This window comes from Streptomyces sp. NPDC034103 (assembly GCF_055575395.1).
Map to the genome: position 1 here is coordinate 290,797 of NZ_JBVISS010000008.1, position 18,017 is coordinate 308,813.

Annotated in this window: 16 protein-coding genes, 3 tRNA genes and 1 pseudogene; 10 read left to right on the forward strand and 10 right to left on the reverse strand. The window is 72.9% G+C overall.

Annotation, left to right across the window (positions count from 1 at the left end; genetic code table 11):
* Positions 1-129 precede the first annotated feature (129 nt).
* On the forward strand, positions 130-1,308 hold the full coding sequence (locus ACZ56U_RS19815) for a saccharopine dehydrogenase family protein (protein WP_469085289.1): 1,179 nt from the start codon (positions 130-132) through the stop codon (positions 1,306-1,308).
* A gap of 1 nt (position 1,309) precedes the next feature.
* Here ACZ56U_RS19815 and mmpA read toward each other — a convergent pair whose 3' ends face one another.
* Together mmpA and ACZ56U_RS19825 are read right to left on the reverse strand one after the other, a co-directional pair.
* Complete coding sequence (gene mmpA, locus ACZ56U_RS19820; RefSeq protein WP_391235649.1) at positions 1,310-1,456, reverse strand: morphogenic membrane protein MmpA; 147 nt, start codon at positions 1,454-1,456, stop codon at positions 1,310-1,312.
* 503 nt (positions 1,457-1,959) lie between these two features.
* Positions 1,960-2,646, reverse strand: a pseudogene (locus ACZ56U_RS19825) (endonuclease V); the annotation flags it as partial.
* On the opposite strand from ACZ56U_RS19825, the gene ACZ56U_RS19830 reads away from it, so the two are divergent.
* Positions 2,645-2,785 (forward strand): hypothetical protein, encoded by a 141-nt coding sequence (locus ACZ56U_RS19830; RefSeq protein ID WP_469085290.1) that lies wholly within the window; start codon positions 2,645-2,647, stop codon positions 2,783-2,785. The pseudogene ACZ56U_RS19825 and the gene ACZ56U_RS19830 overlap by 2 nt on opposite strands.
* An 84-nt stretch (positions 2,786-2,869) precedes the next feature.
* Here the strand turns inward: ACZ56U_RS19830 and ACZ56U_RS19835 are convergent, their stop codons facing one another.
* Positions 2,870-3,196, reverse strand: coding sequence for a plasmid stabilization protein (locus tag ACZ56U_RS19835; RefSeq protein ID WP_469085291.1), 327 nt, complete (start codon positions 3,194-3,196; stop codon positions 2,870-2,872).
* A gap of 148 nt (positions 3,197-3,344) precedes the next feature.
* On the reverse strand, positions 3,345-4,454 hold the full coding sequence (locus tag ACZ56U_RS19840; protein WP_469085292.1) for a WD40/YVTN/BNR-like repeat-containing protein: 1,110 nt from the start codon (positions 4,452-4,454) through the stop codon (positions 3,345-3,347).
* Between the two features lie 236 nt (positions 4,455-4,690).
* Here ACZ56U_RS19840 and ssgD point away from each other — a divergent pair, with 236 nt between their 5' ends.
* Complete coding sequence (gene ssgD, locus ACZ56U_RS19845; protein ID WP_469085293.1) at positions 4,691-5,104, forward strand: spore wall synthesis regulator SsgD; 414 nt, start codon at positions 4,691-4,693, stop codon at positions 5,102-5,104.
* Between the two features lie 168 nt (positions 5,105-5,272).
* Here ssgD and ACZ56U_RS19850 read toward each other — a convergent pair whose 3' ends face one another.
* Positions 5,273-5,932, reverse strand: a complete 660-nt coding sequence (locus ACZ56U_RS19850) for a GOLPH3/VPS74 family protein (RefSeq protein ID WP_469085294.1) — start codon at positions 5,930-5,932, stop codon at positions 5,273-5,275.
* 367 nt (positions 5,933-6,299) lie between these two features.
* Between ACZ56U_RS19850 and ACZ56U_RS19855 the strand changes: the two genes are divergently transcribed.
* From ACZ56U_RS19855 to ACZ56U_RS19870, 4 genes are all read left to right on the forward strand, one after another.
* Positions 6,300-7,922, forward strand: coding sequence for an ABC-F family ATP-binding cassette domain-containing protein (locus ACZ56U_RS19855; protein ID WP_469085295.1), 1,623 nt, complete (start codon positions 6,300-6,302; stop codon positions 7,920-7,922).
* Between the two features lie 170 nt (positions 7,923-8,092).
* Entirely contained in the window at positions 8,093-8,869 is a 777-nt protein-coding gene (ddaH, locus tag ACZ56U_RS19860) for a dimethylargininase (protein ID WP_469085296.1), read from the forward strand.
* 213 nt (positions 8,870-9,082) lie between these two features.
* Complete coding sequence (locus tag ACZ56U_RS19865; protein ID WP_469085297.1) at positions 9,083-10,057, forward strand: acyl-ACP desaturase; 975 nt, start codon at positions 9,083-9,085, stop codon at positions 10,055-10,057.
* An 82-nt stretch (positions 10,058-10,139) separates the two neighbouring features.
* The gene (locus tag ACZ56U_RS19870) at positions 10,140-10,979 is read left to right on the forward strand and encodes a hypothetical protein (protein ID WP_469085298.1); all 840 of its coding nucleotides are present in this window, start codon (positions 10,140-10,142) and stop codon (positions 10,977-10,979) included.
* A gap of 382 nt (positions 10,980-11,361) precedes the next feature.
* Here the strand turns inward: ACZ56U_RS19870 and ACZ56U_RS19875 are convergent.
* Positions 11,362-11,437 (reverse strand) — tRNA-Trp (locus tag ACZ56U_RS19875).
* A gap of 89 nt (positions 11,438-11,526) precedes the next feature.
* Between ACZ56U_RS19875 and ACZ56U_RS19880 the strand changes: the two genes are divergently transcribed.
* Positions 11,527-12,933 carry a DUF2201 family putative metallopeptidase gene (locus ACZ56U_RS19880; protein ID WP_469085299.1) on the forward strand — a complete coding sequence of 469 codons (1,407 nt, stop codon included), beginning with the start codon at positions 11,527-11,529 and terminating at the stop codon, positions 12,931-12,933.
* A complete protein-coding gene (locus ACZ56U_RS19885; RefSeq protein ID WP_469085300.1) occupies positions 12,934-14,742 on the forward strand; it encodes an AAA family ATPase in 1,809 nt (602 codons plus the stop codon). It begins immediately after the preceding gene.
* Between the two features lie 3 nt (positions 14,743-14,745).
* Here ACZ56U_RS19885 and ACZ56U_RS19890 read toward each other — a convergent pair whose 3' ends face one another.
* The 4 genes from ACZ56U_RS19890 to ACZ56U_RS19905 form a co-directional block, all read right to left on the reverse strand.
* Positions 14,746-15,942: a leucine-rich repeat domain-containing protein gene (locus ACZ56U_RS19890; RefSeq protein ID WP_469085301.1), complete on the reverse strand. Its 1,197-nt coding sequence runs from the start codon at positions 15,940-15,942 to the stop codon at positions 14,746-14,748.
* Positions 15,936-17,294: an SDR family NAD(P)-dependent oxidoreductase gene (locus ACZ56U_RS19895; protein ID WP_469085302.1), complete on the reverse strand. Its 1,359-nt coding sequence runs from the start codon at positions 17,292-17,294 to the stop codon at positions 15,936-15,938. Before ACZ56U_RS19895 ends, ACZ56U_RS19890 begins: the two co-directional genes overlap by 7 nt.
* A 33-nt stretch (positions 17,295-17,327) precedes the next feature.
* Positions 17,328-17,399 (reverse strand) — tRNA-Asp (locus ACZ56U_RS19900).
* Between the two features lie 9 nt (positions 17,400-17,408).
* Positions 17,409-17,480 (reverse strand) — tRNA-Ser (locus tag ACZ56U_RS19905).
* 258 nt (positions 17,481-17,738) lie between these two features.
* Between ACZ56U_RS19905 and ACZ56U_RS19910 the strand changes: the two genes are divergently transcribed.
* A complete protein-coding gene (locus tag ACZ56U_RS19910) occupies positions 17,739-17,915 on the forward strand; it encodes a hypothetical protein (RefSeq protein ID WP_469085303.1) in 177 nt (58 codons plus the stop codon).
* Positions 17,916-18,017: the final 102 nt, after the last annotated feature.

Genomic DNA, 18,017 nt, shown 5'->3' on the forward strand with positions numbered 1-18,017 from the left:
TTTCCCCCTTCTTCAGGGCATTCCTGGGCGCCGCCACCACGCACCCGCGACCTCGTCGTCCCGGTTCCGCACCCCTCACGCTAGCCTCGGCCACCGACAACGGCGCGTGGTGCGGAACCGAGGGGTGTCATGAGCAGGCTGAACAGGGCGGACCGTCCGTACGACATCGTGCTCTTCGGAGCCACCGGGTTCGTGGGGACCCTCACCGCGGAGTACCTGGCCGCGCACGCCCCCGAGGGACTGCGCTGGGCGATCGCCGGGCGGAGCGAGGACAAGCTCCGGGCGCTGCGGGAGCGGCTGCCGGCCGGCGCCGAGGTCGGGGTACTGCGGGCGGACGTGTCCGACCCGGCCTCGCTGCGGGCGCTCGCCGAGCACGCGCGCGTGGTGGCCACGACGGTGGGCCCCTATGTGACGTACGGCGAGGAACTGGTGGCGGCCTGCGCGGAGCACGGGACGGACTATCTCGACCTCACCGGTGAGCCGGAGTTCGTGGACCGGATGTACGTCCGGCACGACGCACGCGCGCGGGAGACCGGTGCACGGCTGGTGCACGCCTGCGGCTTCGACTCGGTGCCGCACGACCTGGGCGTGTACTTCACCGTGCGGCAGTTGCCGGAGGGCGTCCCGCTCACGGTCGACGGGTATGTGACGGCGGACGCCACCTTCTCGGGCGGCACGTTCGCCTCGGCGCTGAACCAGTTCGCGCGCGGACGGCAGATGATCGCCGCCGCACGGGACCGCGCACGGCACGAACCGCGGCTGGTGGGACGGCGGGCCTCCACCCCGAACGGTGCCCCGAAATTCGCCGGGGAGGTCGGCGCCTGGGCACTGCCGCTGCCGACCATCGACGCGCAGATCGTGGGGCGTTCGGCCCGGGCGCTGGAACGTTTCGGCCCGGATTTCCGCTACCGCCACTACGCGGCCGTACGCCGGCTGCCGATGGCCGTGGGCGGGGTCGCCGCGGTCGGCGCGCTGTTCGCGGCGGCTCAACTGCCGCCCGCGCGGCGCTGGTTGTCCGACCGGCTCAAGCCCGGGGACGGTCCGAGCGCCGAGAAGCGCGCGAAGAGCTGGTTCTCGGTCCGCTTCGTGGGCGAGGGCGGCGGCCGCCAGGTGTTCACCGAGGTGTCGGGCGGCGACCCGGGCTACGACGAGACGGCGAAGATCTTCGCCGAGGCGGCACTGTCCCTGGCCCTCGACGACCTTCCGCCGACCTCCGGCCAGGTCACCACCGCGGTGGCCATGGGCGACGCGCTGACCGAGCGGCTCACGCGCGCGGGGATCGTCTTCCGGGTGGCCAGGAGCCGCTGACCTACAGGGGCCAGGTGGCGACCGTGTAGATCATCCCGCAGATCCAGCCGAGGCCCGCCAGCACGGCGAGCACCAGCGCGGCCGTCACCGCGCGCTCGACCGGCCGGTCGGGGTCGGCGAGCGGCTTCGGGGAGCGGTGCCTGGGCATGCGGTGCGTCGTCATGCGGCCCAGCCTGCCGATCAGGGCGGCGCACCCGCATCCGTACAGATACTCAGTTCGCGTACTCAGCCGCCCAGTACGGCGTCCACGCGCCCGCGCCGCTCGGGGTCGCCGGCGGTGGCCAGACGGGCGAGAGGGGCGATCCGCCAGCCCGCGTGGTGGTCGAAGTACGGTGCGGGACCGGCCGCGTTGTGGGCGAGCTTGGCGACGGTCTCGGCGATGCGGAAGACCGAGCGCCCCGCCTCGGTGAGCCCGTCGAACGGCGTGCCCGCGCGGACCCGCTCGAACACCTCGCGGCCCCGGTGCCACTGGTCGCGGTCGCCCGCGAGGTGCAGCGCGGCCACGATCTCCGGTGTCCGGTACGGCCCGTGGGCCACCGCGTCCAGGACCCGGCCCGCCCAGGTCACGGGGTCGGCCTGGCGTTCGTAGACCGTGCGCCCCCAGCTCCGCTCGGGGTCCGCCGCCGCCTGTTGCGCCTGCGGGTTGCGAACCGCGGTCGCCTCCTTCAGCGCGGCCCGGCACAGCGCGTCGGCTCGGCGGGTGGTCTCCGGGAGGCGGTATCGCGGGGTCAACGCCAGGGTGTGGGCGCAGGCGTTGTGGAGGCTCACGCGGTGGCCGACGGAGACGAAGACCGGCTTGACGGCCTCCCTGGTGCGCAGGGCGCGGCCGACCTCCTCGGTACCCGCGAGGAGCGGGCCGGAGCTGCCACGCGCGGCGCCGGGGGCGTCGTAGGTGAAGGTGAAGGGGTTCTTGGCGACGCCGATCGTCGGGAGGCCGGTGAGGACGCCGAGGTGGCTCGCGAGACCGAAGCGGCGCGGGTGGGCGCGGCCGTAGCCGTCGCAGACGACCAGCCCCGGCGGGCACGGCAGGGCCTCCAGGGCGGCCATGACCGTGGGGATCTCCCGGAAGGCGAGCAGGCCGGGGACGTACGGGAAGGAGATCCGGCCGACCGCCGTGGCCTCGGCGACGACGTCGAGGGTCGCCGCGTCCAGGACGACGGCCGCGGCCGCCACCACGTCCCTCTCGTCGTCGTACGCCACGTCCACCCCGGTCACGTGCCCGGCGCCGGGCGGCGGGCCCGGCTCGTCGAGCACCACCCTGGTCCGCAGTTCGTCCTGGGCGGCGCGGGCCTGCTCCTCGGTCGCGGGCCAGCCCGCGGGAATCGTCACGGTCGTCATGGTGGGACGAGCGTACGTGGGGGCGGGGCTCGCGATCATGCCGGTTCCGCGGGGCGCGGTGTGGCCCGAGGAGAACTGGCAGCGCAACTGGGAGAACGCGGTCCTCTGGACTTCCCTGCTGCCGGTGCCCTGGGGGTGACGCCGCGCCGACGTTCACGTGAGGCGGCTCGGCGGACGGCGGGCAGCCGTGGCCGAGCCGGTCCTCAGGCCGCCTGCCAAGGCGTCACTCGTCGCCGAGCGCGCGCTTGAGCTGGCTCTTGTTCATGTCCGAACGGCCGCTGATGTTGCGGCGCTTGGCCTCCGCGTAGAGCTGGTCGTAGGTCGGGCCCTCGGAGCCTTTGCCGGACCGCTGGCCGCCCCTCTTGCCGGACGACATGTCCTGGGTGGAGCTGCGACTGGCGGTCTTGGACTCGCCGGAGCGGGCGCGTTCCTTGTTGACCGTGCGGGCGGCGATCTCCTCCGCGCGCTTCTCGCTCTCACCCCGGTCCTGGGCGCTCTCCTTGATGTGCTCGTACTGGCGTTCCCTCTTCGGGCTCGAACCGCGTGGCATAGGGGTGCCTCCTTCCGCGCTGGGCGACCGGGTACCCACATTCCGGGTGAGCTGTCCGACGGCGGGCCGGGCATGTGCGCCCGGATCCAGCTCACCGGCGGCGGGGGCGATGGGCTGGACCCGGGGACGGATGCGTGGCGCTCCCGGGTCAGCGCTCCAGGCGGGCCACGCGGCCCTTCTCACCGGCCGCCCAGCAGCCGAGGTCCGGGGTGCAGTCCACGGTGTCGTACGAGCCCGTGTCGACGGTGTGCCAGGTGCGTCCGGCGTTCGTCGTCAGGTCGGTGCCGGTGGGACCGACCGCGAGGGCCGCGGTGCGGCTGTGCGGGAGCCAGGCGACGCCCGAGCGGTAGGCGGGCGGGGGTGTGGCGGCGGGCCGCCAGCTGCGGCCGCCGTCCCGGGTCACCGCGCCCGCGTTCGGGGACGCCTGGTCGGCGCGGTAGTCCCCGCCGACCGCGAGACCGTGCGTGCGGTCGCGGAAGGCGAGCGCGAAGACGCCCCTGGCGGGGTCGCCGGCCGGGATCGGCGTGTCGGTGGCCGTCCAGGTCAGGCCGCGGTCCGAGGAGTGCAGCACGCGTGCGTGCGCCGCTCCGCCGGTGGCCAGCCAGACGTCCTTCGGGCCGGAGCTGACCAGGCACTGGCCACTGGCCGCGAACCCGGCCTCGCCCTCCTGCGCGGCCGGCATGCCCTTGTCGGGCAGCACCTTCCAGGAGCGGCCTCCGTCGCTCGTCGACAGGATGCGGAACTTGCCGTCCACCGGGTCGCTCATCGCCAGTCCGTGGCGGCGGTCGAAGAAGGTGAGACAGTCGTAGAAGGCGCGGGCGTCGGTGTTGCGGAAGGACTCGGTCCAGGTGACCCCGCCGTCGTCGGTCCGGTAGACGCGGGACGCCTCGCCCTCGCCGATCGCCAGGACCACGGCCCGCCGCGCGTCGAACGCCTCGATGTCCCGGAACTGGAGCTCACCGGCGCCGGGCGGCGAGACGTTCCGCCAGGTCGCGCCCGCGTCCGTGGTGCGCAGGACGGTGCCCCGGGTGCCCGCGACCCAGGCCGTGGTCCGGCTGACGGCCGCCAGCCCGCGGAACCGCACGTCCGGGGTCCCGCTGTCCTTGAGCTCCCAGTGCGGCGCCCCGTGCGGCTGCTGTGCCTGTGCCGGTACGGCCGTCAGCGCGGCCAGCGCCGCCGCGCACGCCACCCCCGCGGCGACCCGCCTGCCGGTACGTCCCCTGTGCCCCGTGCGTCGCGTGCTCCCCAAGCGCCTCATGGCGGGCGAAGCTAGCCCACGCGCCCGTGACCGTCCAGACCGCCCTCACGTGGGCGGTGCTCGCCACAAGTGCCCCTTGGGCCACGGGAGGTGGTCTGCGCCACTTACGTGCATGAAAAACGGTGACCGAGGTCACTCGCCTTTCGTGTACACGGATTGGCCGATTCCGTCGTCTCTTCCAGTGCCCGCCCTCTTCCGCCCGGAAGTCAGTCCAGCCGTCACAAGGGAGCAACGCGTTGTCCACTGTCATCGAGCAGCCCGTTGAGGCCCGCCTCGTCGCCGCCGCGCCGCGGATGCCGAGCATTCCCGCCACGCTGCACTACGACCGGCGCGATCCGTTCGCCGTCCGCATGACCTTCCCGGCCCCCGCCACCCTGGAGGGCGTGGACGTCTGCTGGACCTTCGCGCGCGAGCTGCTCACCGCGGGTCTGGAGACCGCCGAGGGGCACGGCGACGTGCGGGTGCGGCCGTACGGGTACGACCGCACCGTCCTGGAGTTCCACGCCCCCGAGGGCACCGCCGTGGTGCACGTCCGCTCGGGAGAGGTGCGGCGGTTCCTGGAGGCCACGGCGGACCTGGTGCCGGTGGGGCTGGAGCACCTCCAGCTCGACCTGGACGAGCAGCTGGCGGAGCTGATGCGGGACGCGTAGCGCTCCACGCGGGGCATCAGAGGCGGTTCGGCGGGTGGGGCGTACGGCGCGGTTACGGCGTGCGGCGTCTGGGTCGTGCGGCGCGGTGGACCAGTGCGTGCGCTGCCTGGGCGATGCCCGAACCGGCGCTCACGCGCGCGACGCCGAGCGCGGCCAGTTCCGGGACCGTCACGCCCCCGCGGGCGCCTCGACCGTCGCAAGCGCCGCGCACAGCTCCGGTACGACCTTCCGCAGCACCGGCGCCGCCGTCCCGCTGCTCTCGGTCAGCTCCGTCAGGCGTTCCTTGTACCGGCCGCATGCCCCGCGGGAGACCAGGGTGCGCAGTTCCGCGGCGGCCGCGAGGACCGTGACGGCCGCGTCCCGGTCGGAGACGTCGGTGGCGCGCACGGGCCCGGTCAGGACCTGGCGGGCCTCCTCGCGCAGCACCTCGACGACCGCGACCCGCTCGACGGCGTACTCCACGGTCGGGAAGAGGCCCAGGGCGCGCCGCTTCTCCGCGCGCAGGTAGCCCTCGGCGGCCAGCTGCTCCCGTACGGCTTCGAACGTCACGCGCGCGTGCAGCGGCACCCAGCTGCGCCACCGGTGCGGGCGGGACTCGCGGACGAGTTCCAGGAGGCCGTCGAGGACGGGGTCCCCGATGCGGGAGTCCAGGTCGACGGGGGTGGCGATGCCGTCGTCGTCGACGAGCAGCCCGTGCCGGGCCAGCTCGGTGAGGGCGCCGGCCCGCACCAGGTGGTGGAGGTGGGTGGTGTCGGCCAGCTCGTTCCTCGTGGTGTCCCACGCCAGCAGGTAGAGCCGGGCCGGCAGCGACAGCGAGCCGATGGGCACGGGGCCTCCTTCGGGGCGGTGCGGACGGGCGCCACGTTAATTCGTTGACAGCCCACGCGCCCCCTCGTACGGTGTATGACGGTTCTGTTGCCGTCGATTGGAGAAGGACGTTGCTCGTCTGAGGTCCTGAGACACCGCGTCACCGCACACGTCACGTGTGGGTGCGCCGCGTGCGACCTCGGCGTCCGAGCCGTCCTCCGGTGCAGGGCTTTTCTCATGCCCGAGGATCCCGTTCACGGATCCCGTCCATGGGCCCCGCCCTCGGATCTCGCTCACGGATCTCGCTCACGGAGCCTCGCCTCTCCCTGGTCGCAGGTGTCTCGATACGCGTTTGCCCCCAGCCGCATCGAGCAACCGCGAGGCCCGTATGTCTACTTCCCTCACCTGCACGTCCCTGTCCTTCACCTGGCCCGACGGCACCCCCGTCTTCGAAGGTCTGGACGTGGCCTTCGGCCCGGGCCGCACCGGCCTCGTCGGTGCCAACGGGTCCGGAAAATCAACCCTGTTGAAACTCATCGCCGGAGAACTCACCCCGGCCGACGGCGCCGTGCGCGTCGCGGGCGAGGTGGGCTACCTCCCGCAGAACGTCACGCTCGACACCGGCCTCCGGGTCGACGAGGCGCTCGGTATCGCGGCCCGGCGCGCCGCACTGCACGCCATCGAGGCGGGTGACGTCGCCGAGGAGCACTTCGAGACCGTCGGCGACGACTGGGACGTGGAGGAGCGCGCCCTGGCCACGCTCGGCGAACTCGGCCTCGGTGACATCGGGTTGGACCGCACGATCAGCGAGGTGTCGGGCGGTGAGTCGGTACTGCTGCGGCTGGCCGCGCTGCTGCTGCGCCGCCCCGACGTGCTGCTGCTGGACGAGCCGACCAACAACCTGGACCTGTACGCCCGCAGGCGGCTGTACGCGGCCGTCGCGTCCTGGCCCGGGGTCATGGTCGTGGTCAGCCACGACCGCGAACTGCTGGACCTGGTCGACCAGATCGCCGATCTGCACGCCGGGGAGGTCACCTGGTACGGCGGGAACTTCTCCGCGTACGAGGAGGCGCTCGCCGTCGAGCAGGAGGCGGCGGAAAGGATGGTGCGGGTCGCCGAGGCGGACCTGAAGAAACAGAAGCGCGAACTGGTGGACGCCCAGGTCAAGTTGGCGCGTCGCAAGCGGTACGGGCAGAAGATGTGGGACCAGAAGCGGGAGCCGAAGATCGTCATGGGGGCGCGCAAGCGCGCGGCGCAGGAGTCCGCGGGCAAGCACCGCATCATGCACGAGGAGCGGCTCGCCGAGGCCAGGGAACGGTTCGACGACGCGGTGGAGGCCGTACGGGACGAGGACGAGATCCGTGTCGACCTGCCGCACACGGCCGTGCCGCCGGGCCGTGAGGTCCTCACGCTGATGGACCTGGAGCTGGCGTACGGCGCCCATGTGGGCGGCGGCTTCGATCTGCGCGGTCCGGAGCGGATCGCGTTGACCGGGCGCAACGGCGCGGGCAAGACGACGCTGCTGCGGACGATCGCCGGGGAGCTGGCGCCGGTGGCGGGCGAGGCGCGGGCCCATGTGCCGCTGCGTTTCCTGCCGCAGCGTCTGGACGTCCTCGACGACGAGCTGTCGGTCGCCGAGAACGTGGCCCGGTTCGCGCCGGGCGCCACCAACAACCGGATCCGGGCCCGTCTCGCCCGCTTCCTGTTCCGGGGTGCCCGGGCCGACCAGAAGGCGGCGACGCTGTCCGGCGGCGAACGCTTCCGGGCGGCGCTGGCGGCGCTGATGCTGGCCGAGCCCGCGCCGCAGCTGCTGATGCTCGACGAGCCGACGAACAACCTCGACATCGCGAGCGTTCGTCAGCTGACCACGGCGCTGGAGTCGTACGAGGGGGCGCTGATCGTGGCCAGTCACGACCTGCCGTTCCTGGAGTCGATCGGCATCACCCGCTGGCTGCTGCTGGACGGGGAACTGCGGGAGACCACTGCGCAGGCCCTCGGCGATCCCGCCTAGAGCCGGTCCGGGCCGCGCGCCCCCGTGCGGCCCGGACCGGTTACCGGCGCGTATCTCAGGAGGGCCACAGCCTGACAACAGGGGTTTTGTGTGCGCGGGCCCGCCCTGCATGATGGCGGCCGGTGCCGCTTTTCCGGGGCGCCGTCCCTGCCGCCGTTACGGAGTTCCTCGTGCCCAGCAAGAAGGCCCTCGTCCGCCGCCCGAGCCCGCGCCTCGCCGAAGGCCTGGTGACGCACATCGAGCGCGAGAAGATCGACGTCGATCTCGCGCTCGAGCAGTGGGAGGCGTACGTAGAGACCCTGCGCGCGCACGGCTGGGAGACCGTCGAGGTGGATCCGGCCGACGACTGCCCGGACGCCGTGTTCGTCGAGGACACGGTCGTCATGTACAAGAACGTCGCCCTGATCACGCGGCCCGGCGCGGAGTCCCGGCGCCCGGAGACCGCCGGGGTCGAGGAGGCGGTGGCCTCGCTCGGCTGCTCGGTCAACTGGGTCTGGGAGCCCGGCACGCTGGACGGCGGCGATGTGCTGAAGGTCGGTGACACGATCTACGTCGGCCGGGGCGGCCGTACCAACGCGGCCGGCGTCCAGCAGCTGCGGGCGGCCTTCGAGCCGCTCGGGGCGCGGGTCGTCGCGGTGCCGGTGAGCAAGGTCCTGCATCTGAAGTCGGCGGTCACGGCCCTGCCGGACGGGACGGTGATCGGGCACATCCCGAAGGTGGACCGGCCCTCGCTCTTCCCGCGCTTCCTGTCGGTGCCCGAGGAGGCCGGCGGCCATGTGGTGCTGCTCGGCGGGCACCAGCTGCTGATCTCGGCGAGCGCGCCGAGGACCACGGAACTGCTCGCCGATCTCGGACACGAGCCGGTCGTCGTCGACATCAGCGAGTTCGAGAAGCTCGAGGGCTGTGTGACATGTCTCTCGGTCCGGATGCGGGAGCTGTACGCCTGACCGAGTGGACGGCCCGTTCAGCCCCGGGACCTGCGAGACCTGGGGCATTTTCGCATCTCCGGCAAGATGGGCTGATCTGCGATCTTTACTCCACACTTAACCTACGGTCTCGTAACCTACGGATTCGTAGCCTACGCTTTCGTAAGTTCCCCGGTAGCCCGGCACCCGCTCGCCGGTTTGTTCCGCCCTGTTACGCGTCCCCCTGGAGTTTCCGTGACGATCACCACCCCTCACCTCGGCAGCCCTTCCGTCTGGACCGACGCCAAGCTGCTGTACGCCCTGGAGGAAGTGGTCGAGACCGAGCTGAACCGGCATCTGAAGGTCGCCAAGGACTGGATGCCCCATGAGTACGTCCCGTGGTCGGACGGCCGCAACTTCCCGGGCTTCTTCGAGGACGGCGAGGCCTGGGACAAGGAGCAGTCCAAGGTCACCGAGATCGGCCGCATCGCACTCGTCGTGAACCTCCTCACCGAGGACAACCTCCCCAGCTACCACCACGAGATCGCCTCGCTCTTCGGCCGCGACGGCGCCTGGGGCACCTGGGTGCACCGCTGGACCGCCGAGGAGGGCCGCCACGGCATCGTGATGCGCGACTACCTCCTCGCCTCGCGCGCGGTGGACCCGGACAAGCTGGAAGCGTTCCGGATGGCCCACATGAGCGAGGGCTTCGAGTCGGACAACCGGCACTCGATGCTCCACTCGGTCGCCTACGTCGCCTTCCAGGAGCTCGCGACCCGCATCTCGCACCGCAACACCGGCCACCAGTCCGGCGACCCGGTCTGCGACCGCATGCTGGCGCGCATCGCGACCGACGAGAACCTGCACATGGTCTTCTACCGGAACCTGCTCAAGGCCGCCTTCGAACTCGCCCCCGACCTCACCATGCAGGCGGTGCGCGACGTGGTCGTGAACTTCCGGATGCCCGGCCACGGCATGCCCGGCTTCGAGCGCCTCGCCGCCCAGATGGCGATCGGCGAGGTCTACAACATGCGCATCCACCACGACGACGTCCTCCAGCCCGTCCTGCGCCACCTGCGCGTCCTGGAGATGGACGGCCTGGGCCCCGAGGGTCTGCGGGCGCAGGAGGAACTCGGCATGTTCATGAGCGGCCTGGACGCCGAGGCCCTCAAGTTCGACGAGAAGCTGGCGGCGCGCAAGGCGCGGATGGCGGCCCGCGCGGCGGGCTGACGCCACCGACGAGCACGAGAGCCGGCCCGCGCGGAGCGATTTTCCGGTGCGGGTCGGCTCCGGCCTGCGGCATCATGCGGCCATGCGGCAGAACAGCGGGGCACAACAGGCGGTCGGCTTCCTGCTCGGCCTGGTCGACGGGGAGACCGCCGAGCGGGTCCGGGCACGGACCGGGCTGCCCGCGCCCGAGCGGTCCGAGGCCGCCGGGGAACGGTTGCGGCGGACGTGGACCTGGGCGAGGCGACTGCCGGCGTCCGTGGCGCTGTGGATCCTCGAGAACGACGATCCGCGCCTGAACGCCGCCGTCTGGACGCACGGCTCGATCGACGCCGGGCTGCGCAGGGCCGTCGCGCGCGGTGTGCCGTTCGGCCCCGGGCGCACCGGAACCATCCCGGTCGGCCGCGCCCTCCGCGGGCAGGAACCCGAGATCCCCGAGGCCTACGTCCGTCACGGCCTCGTCGGCGCGCTGCGCGAGGTCCGCTCCATGGAGACCGGCCGTGCCGCCGCGTCCATGGTGCTGACGCGGGACGACTGGCGCACGGTCGGCGCGGCGGACGCCGAGCGGGCGCTGCCCGGTTACGCACGCTGGGCACTGTCCGTACGCCCGGACTGCCCGCCCTCGGTGCGGGCGGGATTCGGCACGCACGCCAAGTTCACCCATCGACTGCGCCAGGCCGGTGTGTTCGACGGCCCCGCGGACTATGTGGCGTCCAGGGGCGCCGCCGTCCACGTCCTGGAGGTGCTCGCGATGGGGCATGCGCTGTTCCCGGCCCGTGTGCAGGAGGCCGAGAACGCTCTCCGCCCGCTCGTCCGGGACCACTTGGGCGACCGCGAGGAGGCGTGGGCGGTGCTGGCCCAGCTGATGGAGACCTTCCACGGGAACGCGCCCGAGCTGGTGGTGACCGCGGGCGCCATCGCGTAGGAGCGGGTGGCGGTTGGCCGGCGGACCGGGTGGCAGGCCACGGGCGCGGCGCGGCTGGTCGGCGGACCGCGCGGTGGGCCAGGGGGCCGGGGCTGCCGGGCGGCGGACCGCGCGGTGGGCCAAAGGGCCGGGGCGGCCGGGCGGCGGACCGCGCGGTAGGCCAGGGGCCGTGGCGGCAGACCCCGCGGCCGGCCAAGGGGGCGGGGCGGCGGACCGGACAGCGGGCCAAGGGGGCGGTGCGGCTGGTCGGCAGACCGCGCGGTGGGCCAGGGGGCCATGGCGGCGGCTGGGCGGCAGACCCCGCGGCCGGCCGAGGGGCGGCGCGGCGGACCGGACAGCCGGCCAAGGGGGCGGGGCGGCGGGCCGGGCAGCACGCCAAGGGGGCGGGGCGGCTGGATTCGAACCAGCGTGTTCTGGTTTTGGAGACCGGTGCGCCTGCCTCTGCGCTACGACCCCGCCCTTGGCAGCAGAGCGTAATGCCTTGGCCCGATGTCAGTGGGTCCTGGTACCAATGAGCCACGGAGGCACAGCAGTACGGGGGCATGGGATGGCGTACGGGGAGCGGGGGCGGCGTGCCCCGGTGGTCGACCTCGCCGACCGGCGGGCGCTTGAGGCGTACCGTCCGGCCGATCCGGGGGTGGTGGCCGAGGCGCGGCGGCTGAAGGAGGCCGCGCTGCTGGACTTCGGGCTGACCGAGTCGGCGGTGGCGTCCTGGCTGTACGCCAAGTGCCACCACCAGATCCCGACGACCGCGATCGACACCGCAGCCGTGGTGGCGTCCGGCGACGGCACCTGCCTGCTGCTCTACAACCCCGACTTCTTCGTCGAACTCGGCCTGGGCGGCGTGAAGTTCGTCCTCTTCCACGAGGCACGCCATCTGGTCCACCGCCATCTGTTCACCGACCCGGCGCTGCGGGACGACCCGGTCTTCGAGTTGGCCGCCGAGGTGTCCATCAACCATGTGGCGCTGGTCCGGCTCGACCGGGACGGACTGCCCCTGCTGGACGGCCGGCCGACCGGCATCGATCCGCGCCGGGTGTACGAGGCCTACGCGTCGGACCTGACGGCGCACGGCCTGGAGCCGGTGACGTACGAGACGTTCACCGAGACGGACATGCGGGTCTACGGCGAACTGAAGCGGATGCGTCACCCCCCGGTGCCCGAGCGCCGCCTCTGCGTGCACCTGACCGGCGGCCACCCGGTCCCGGCCGATCAGGAGACCGTCGACGCGGTCACCTCCTCCGCGCTGCTCAACTCCCTGCTGGCGGCCCGGCGCGGGCACGCGGGCGCGGAGCGGGAGCTGCTCGACCTGATGGGCCGCACCGAGGACGGCAACCCCCGGGCGAGCCGGATCTGGGGAAACCTGGGCGCAGGCGCGCTGCGCGGCGAGACCACGCGCACTCGCACGGTCCACTGGTGGCAGCGCTGGCTGGTCGACGTGCTCGGCTCCCGACTGCGCGACGGCGAGCGGCTGGTGTACCCCAAGAAGCGGGGCGCGCTGCTGGCGGCGCTGGGCCAGGACCCGATGCTGGCGCGCCGCGGCCCGGTGCGGGACAAGGTGCTGGTCATCGCGTTCGACACCTCGGCCTCGATGCCGCACCACGTGATCACCTGGCTCACCGAACTGGTCGGCCGGATCGACGGCGTTCAGGCGCACTGGCTCTCCTTCGACGCCGTGGTCATGCCCTTCGTACCGGGAGAGCCGGTCCGCGGCGGTGGCGGCACCAGCTTCCAGGCAGTCGCGGACTACGTGGAGGGCCGTACGACGGTGAAGGGGCGCCTTTTCGAGGAGACACCGGACGCCGTCCTGGTCCTCACCGACGGGTACGCGCCGACCATCACCCCGGCCGAGCCGGACAAATGGATCTGGCTGATCACCGAGGGCGGCGACGAGTGGCCCGAGCGGTACACACCCACGATGGCCTGCCATCGCGTCACCACAGGATCACGGTAAATGACCACGCACACACAGCAGTCGACGCCCACACGGTCCCTCTCCCGGCTCGAGTCCTTCATCGACGCGATGATCGACATGGGGCAGACGGGCCAGATCTTCGGCGAGCACGGCATCGGCAAGACGGCGACGTTCTTCTCGCACCTGGCCCGCGCCCACCCGGACACCACCCTCGTGTATGTCCCGGCGGCGAACCTGACGCCGGACGACCTGCTCGTCAACGCGCCCGTGCGCGACCCGCACACCGGTGAACTGGTGCTGCGCCAGCTGGTGATGAGCCCGCTGAAGCCGGGCACGCCGTTCGTGCTGCTCATCGACGACTCGCTCCAGGCGGGCGACACCATCCAGTCGCAGCTGATGCAGATCGCCTGCAACTGGACGCTGGGCGAGCACGATCTGCGCGCGCTCGGCTGCGTCGGTGTGTTCCTCACCGACAACGAGTCACTGGCGGAGACCTCGGCCCGGCGCGGCGACCTGGCGCTCCTGGACCGGATGGTCACGCTGCGGATCACGGCCAACGACACGTCCTGGCGCGAGCATCTGGCGCTCAGGTACCGGCCGTGGGACCTGCGTCCGGTGTTCTCGCTGTGGGCGTCCCTCTCCCCCGCGCTGCGCGAACTGCTCTCGCCGCGCACCCTCGACCACGTCCTGGCCAACGCCAAGGAGGGCTTCCCGCTGCGCTGGGGCCTGCCCCTGGTCGACGGCGAGCGGCTGCGGCTGGCCGAGCCGGGACCCGACGGCCGGCCCGGTCAGAACCGGACCCACGAGATCCTGGACCGGATCGCCGAGGCGGTGGGCGTGGCCAACCCCGCGACGGTCCCCGACCCGGTGCGTCAGGTCGTGCGTGCCGCGCTGCGCAACCGCTGGACGGTGCTGCTCCAGGGCCCGCCGGGGTGCGGCAAGACGGAGCTGGTGCGCGAGACGGTGCGGGCGGGGCTCGGCCGGGACGCGCTGTACTTCTCGCTGCCGGTGACGAACGTCGAGGACCTGTGCGCGCCGATCCCGTCGGCCGACGGCACCCTCGACAACCTGCTCGCCGCGCACTTCACGGGTCCCGAGCCGAAGGCGATCGTGTGGGACGAGTACAACCGGCCCAAGGACAAGGCCGCGTTCGCCAAGCTCATGGAGATCACCCAGGAGTGGTCCCTGGCCGGACGGCGGATCGAGAACCTGCGCGCCCAGATCGCCGTCCAGAACCCGCCGTACCATCTCGGCCGCAAGCTGCTGGTGTCCCGGAACAACCTGGCGCAGGCGACGCGGTTCACCGCCTCGCTGGAGGTGCGTCCCGAGGACATCCCGGCCAACGAGTGGCTGCTCGCGCGGTACGGCGCGGACGCCGAGACCGTCCTTGAGTGGTGGAAGCACGACATCGACGACGACGGTCGCGCCTGGATCACCAAGCGCACCCTGGAGCGGCTCATCAAGCTGCACCGGCGCGGGCTGCCGCTGGAGATGGGCATGGTCTATCTGGGCGACGGCGAGTACGCGCCCGTCCCGCTCACCGCGCTCCTGGACCGCTTCAAGGGCCGTCAGGTCACGGGCCTGCGCGAGCTCGCCCGCGACGCCGACGCGTGGGAGGCCCGGCTGCGCCGCGCCGCCGCGCAGTCCGAGGAGGGCGGCAACGACAGCGACGTCGTCCACCAGATCCTCGCCAACGCGGAGCTGTCCCAGCTGAGGAAGCACCGGGCGGTCGTCACCCGCCTGGTGGCGCTGCTGCCGGCCAAGCTCCGGGCGACCTATCTCGTGGGGGCGTCCGAGCGGCAGCAGAGGTTCTGGACGGAGGTGTTCGTGGAGATGCGAAAGCGGTGAGCCTCAGGCATCGGGCGGGGCTGTCCTGTGCACGCTCCGCACGGCCGCGACGTCGGCGGGGACCGCTGGTGGCGGAAGGTGTGCGCTGAGCGCGTTCAGTCGGCGCTTGACGCTGGCCGCGATGCCCTGGCCGAGCACGAAGCGCGTGGCCGTGAGGGCGCGGGGCGCGGTGTCGAGGAGGCGGTGGGCCTCGCGGCTGCGCATACCGGTGTGGGTGAGGACGAGGTGGGTCAGGCGGTGCTCGGCGGCGGCCAGGGTCTGTGCGATCGTCTCGGCGGCGGCCAGGTCGACGTGGTTGTCCGCGGCCCCCAGCGCCGCCGCCGCGCGCACCCGGCCGAGGTCCAGCAGGGTGACGTCGGCGGTGGTGGCCGCCGTGACCAGCCGGGCGGCGGCCGCCGGTCCGATGCCGTTGCTCGCGACGGAGAGCCGGGTGAGCCTCCCCTGCGGCGCGCGCTCCAGCGCGTCGGCGAGGCGGAGCGCGCCGGAGTCCCCCAACCGGGCGGCGGAGACGTAGAGTTCGTCGATCGCGCCGGCCGCGATGACCGCGCCGAGCGCCTCCGCGCCCCGCGTCCCCAGCGGGTTGCCGCCGACGAAGAGCCGCTCGATGCGGCGCCCGTTCCCGGCGGCCGCGAGCAGCGCGTCGGCGAGGACGGTCGCCCCCGCCGCGTCGAGCCCGGTCTGCACGAGGTCGAGCGTGCGCAACGACCGCGCCGACGCGATGAGTTCGGCTGCGGCATGGCCTCCCCCGGCGCCGAGGGGATTGCGTTTGAGCCATACGCCGGTGACGACCTGCGGCGAGGCCCGCAGCTGGTCGGCGATCCGGCAGGCGCCGCCCGCGGTGATGCCGTTGCAGCCGAGGTACAGGGTCTCCACCTCCTCGCTCGCCCCCGCCACGGCGACCGCTCCGGCGTCGCCGAGCCCGTCCGTGCCCAGCAGCAAGTGCCGTACCGGGGACGGCCCTCGTCCCAGGGCGTCCGCGACCAGCGCGGCGCCCTCCGCTCCCAGCTCCTGCTTGCACAGGTCGAGCCGGCCGTCGGGCAGCGCCGTGCCCGCCGGGAAGTCCAGGCGTTCGCCCGCCGGGCGCCCGGCGCGCAACCAGTCGAGCAGCGGGGCGAGTTCGGTCGCCGGGCGCGGCACGACGGACGGCACACCGGCGAACCCGCCCGCCACCAGCGGCTTCTCCTCGTCCGGTGTCACCACTCCGCCTCCCGGTAGTCCTTCAGGAACACCCCGGAGACGGGGTCCCCCGCCTCGCCGCGCACGATCGGGTCGTACACCCGGGCCGCCCCGTCCACCACGTCCAGCGGCGTCCGGAACCCGGCCCCGGCCATCCGCGCCTTCTTCGGTGCCGGGTTCTCGTCGGTGATCCAGCCGGTGTCGACGGCGCACATGTGCACGCCCCGCTCGGCGAGTTCGGCCGCGCTGGTGCGGGTGAGCATGTTGAGGGCGGCCTTGGCCATGTTGGTGTGCGGATGACCGGCCATCTTGTTGCGGACGGCGAAACGGCCCTCCACGGCGGTCACGTTGACGACGTACCGGCGCGGGTGCGGCGAGGCCAGCAGCAGGGGCAGCAGCCGGTCGCACAGCAGGGCCGGGGCGAGGGCGTTGACCAGCTGGGTCTCCAGCACTTCGGCCGGGTCGAGGGCGCCGAGCCGGGCGGACCAGGAGTTCTCCGGCGAGGGGTCGGGGAGCAGCCCGGCCTCGTCGGCCTCGCGCAGGGCGACGGGAAGCGAGGCGGCGCCGCTGCCCAGGGTCCGCATCGGTGTGAACCCGGGCGCCCGCCGGGCCCCCTCGGGCAGCGCGTCGTACTCCCCGGAGGCGAGCAGCGCGTAGGACTCCGGGGGCCTGCGCACGGTCTGGGCGGCGTTGTTGACGAGGATGTCCAGCGGCTGACCGTCCTGCCTCAACTCCTCGCACAGGCCGAGCACCTGGCGCGGGTCGCGCAGGTCGACGGCGAGCACGGTCAGCCGGTCGAGCCACTTCTCGCTGCCCGGCTCGGCACGGAACCGGCGCACGGTGTCGTGGGGGAAGCGGGAGGTCACCAGCAGCTCCGCGCCGTCGCGCAGCATCATCAGCGCCAGCTGGAAGCCGATCTTGACCCGGCCGCCGGTGAGCAGGGCGCGACGGCCCCCTAGGTCGGTGCTCAGCCGGCGCCGCGCGGTGTTGTCGGCGGCGCAGACAGGGCACAGTCGGTGATAGAAGGCGTCCACCTGCCGGTAGGTCGCTTTGCAGACATAGCAGGTGCGGGGCTTACGGAAGACGCCAGCGTCTCCGACGGCGGCCAGCGGCGCGTCCTCGCGCCGCTCCAGCGCGCCGGTCGCGGTCGCGGCCATCGCCCGCGCGTCCGCGGCGGAGGCCTCGGCGCCCCGCACCTTGCGGCGCCGCAGCCGTCCGTCGCGGGCGAAGGAGGCGGCGACCTGCTCGGCGCGCAGCCGTACGGGGTCGTCGACGGGGAGGGCGCGCAACTTACCCACGACCTGGTGGAAGACGGCCAGTTCCGCGTCGGTGACGGCCTGCGCGCCCGCCGTGCCCTCGGTGATCGTCTCGCCCATGTCCCGTCGTCCCCGCCCGTGTTCGCCGTACCGCGGTCCCGACCGGATTCGAACCGGCGTATCCGCCCTGACAAGGCGGTGAGTCTGCCTCTGCTCTACGGGACCCCGCACGCATCCGGACGGCCGGATTCGAACCGGCGTGGTCGCCTGAGCAAGGCGATGCGCCTGCCTCTGCGCTACGTCCGGACCGCGCCCCCGGATCCTAACCGCACTCCCGATGGCCGGTCGCACCGATTTACGGGACGCCCGCGCGGTGCAACGGTGCTCGCTGGGGGTGAACACCAGGGCCCAGGCCCACGAGTGGATGTTCTACGAGGTCATGTGGGGCGGCTGGGCGGGACGGGACCGGATCCCGTATCCCGTGCCCTGGTGGGCGCAGCAGGCCTTCCGACGCTGGAGCGACGACTTCGACTCCGGCGCCTACGAGTCCAAGGACGGGTCACCGTGGACGCGGCCCCCACGCTCTTCGGCTCGCCGTTCGGCTACCGGCTCGCCCACGACCCGGCGACCCGGACGGTGACCGTGGACATCACCGAGGCGCCGGAGGGTGTGCGGTTCGTCCATCCCTGCCGATTCGGCGCGGTGCGGTCGGCCGAGGCGAACGCCACAAGATCCCCGTGACCGGCCAGGACGTACAGGTGCCGGCGGGGACGTGGCGGTTCAGCGTGACGTACGCGTGAGCAACGGGGTGACCGAGAGGGATCAACGAATGACCCGACGAGG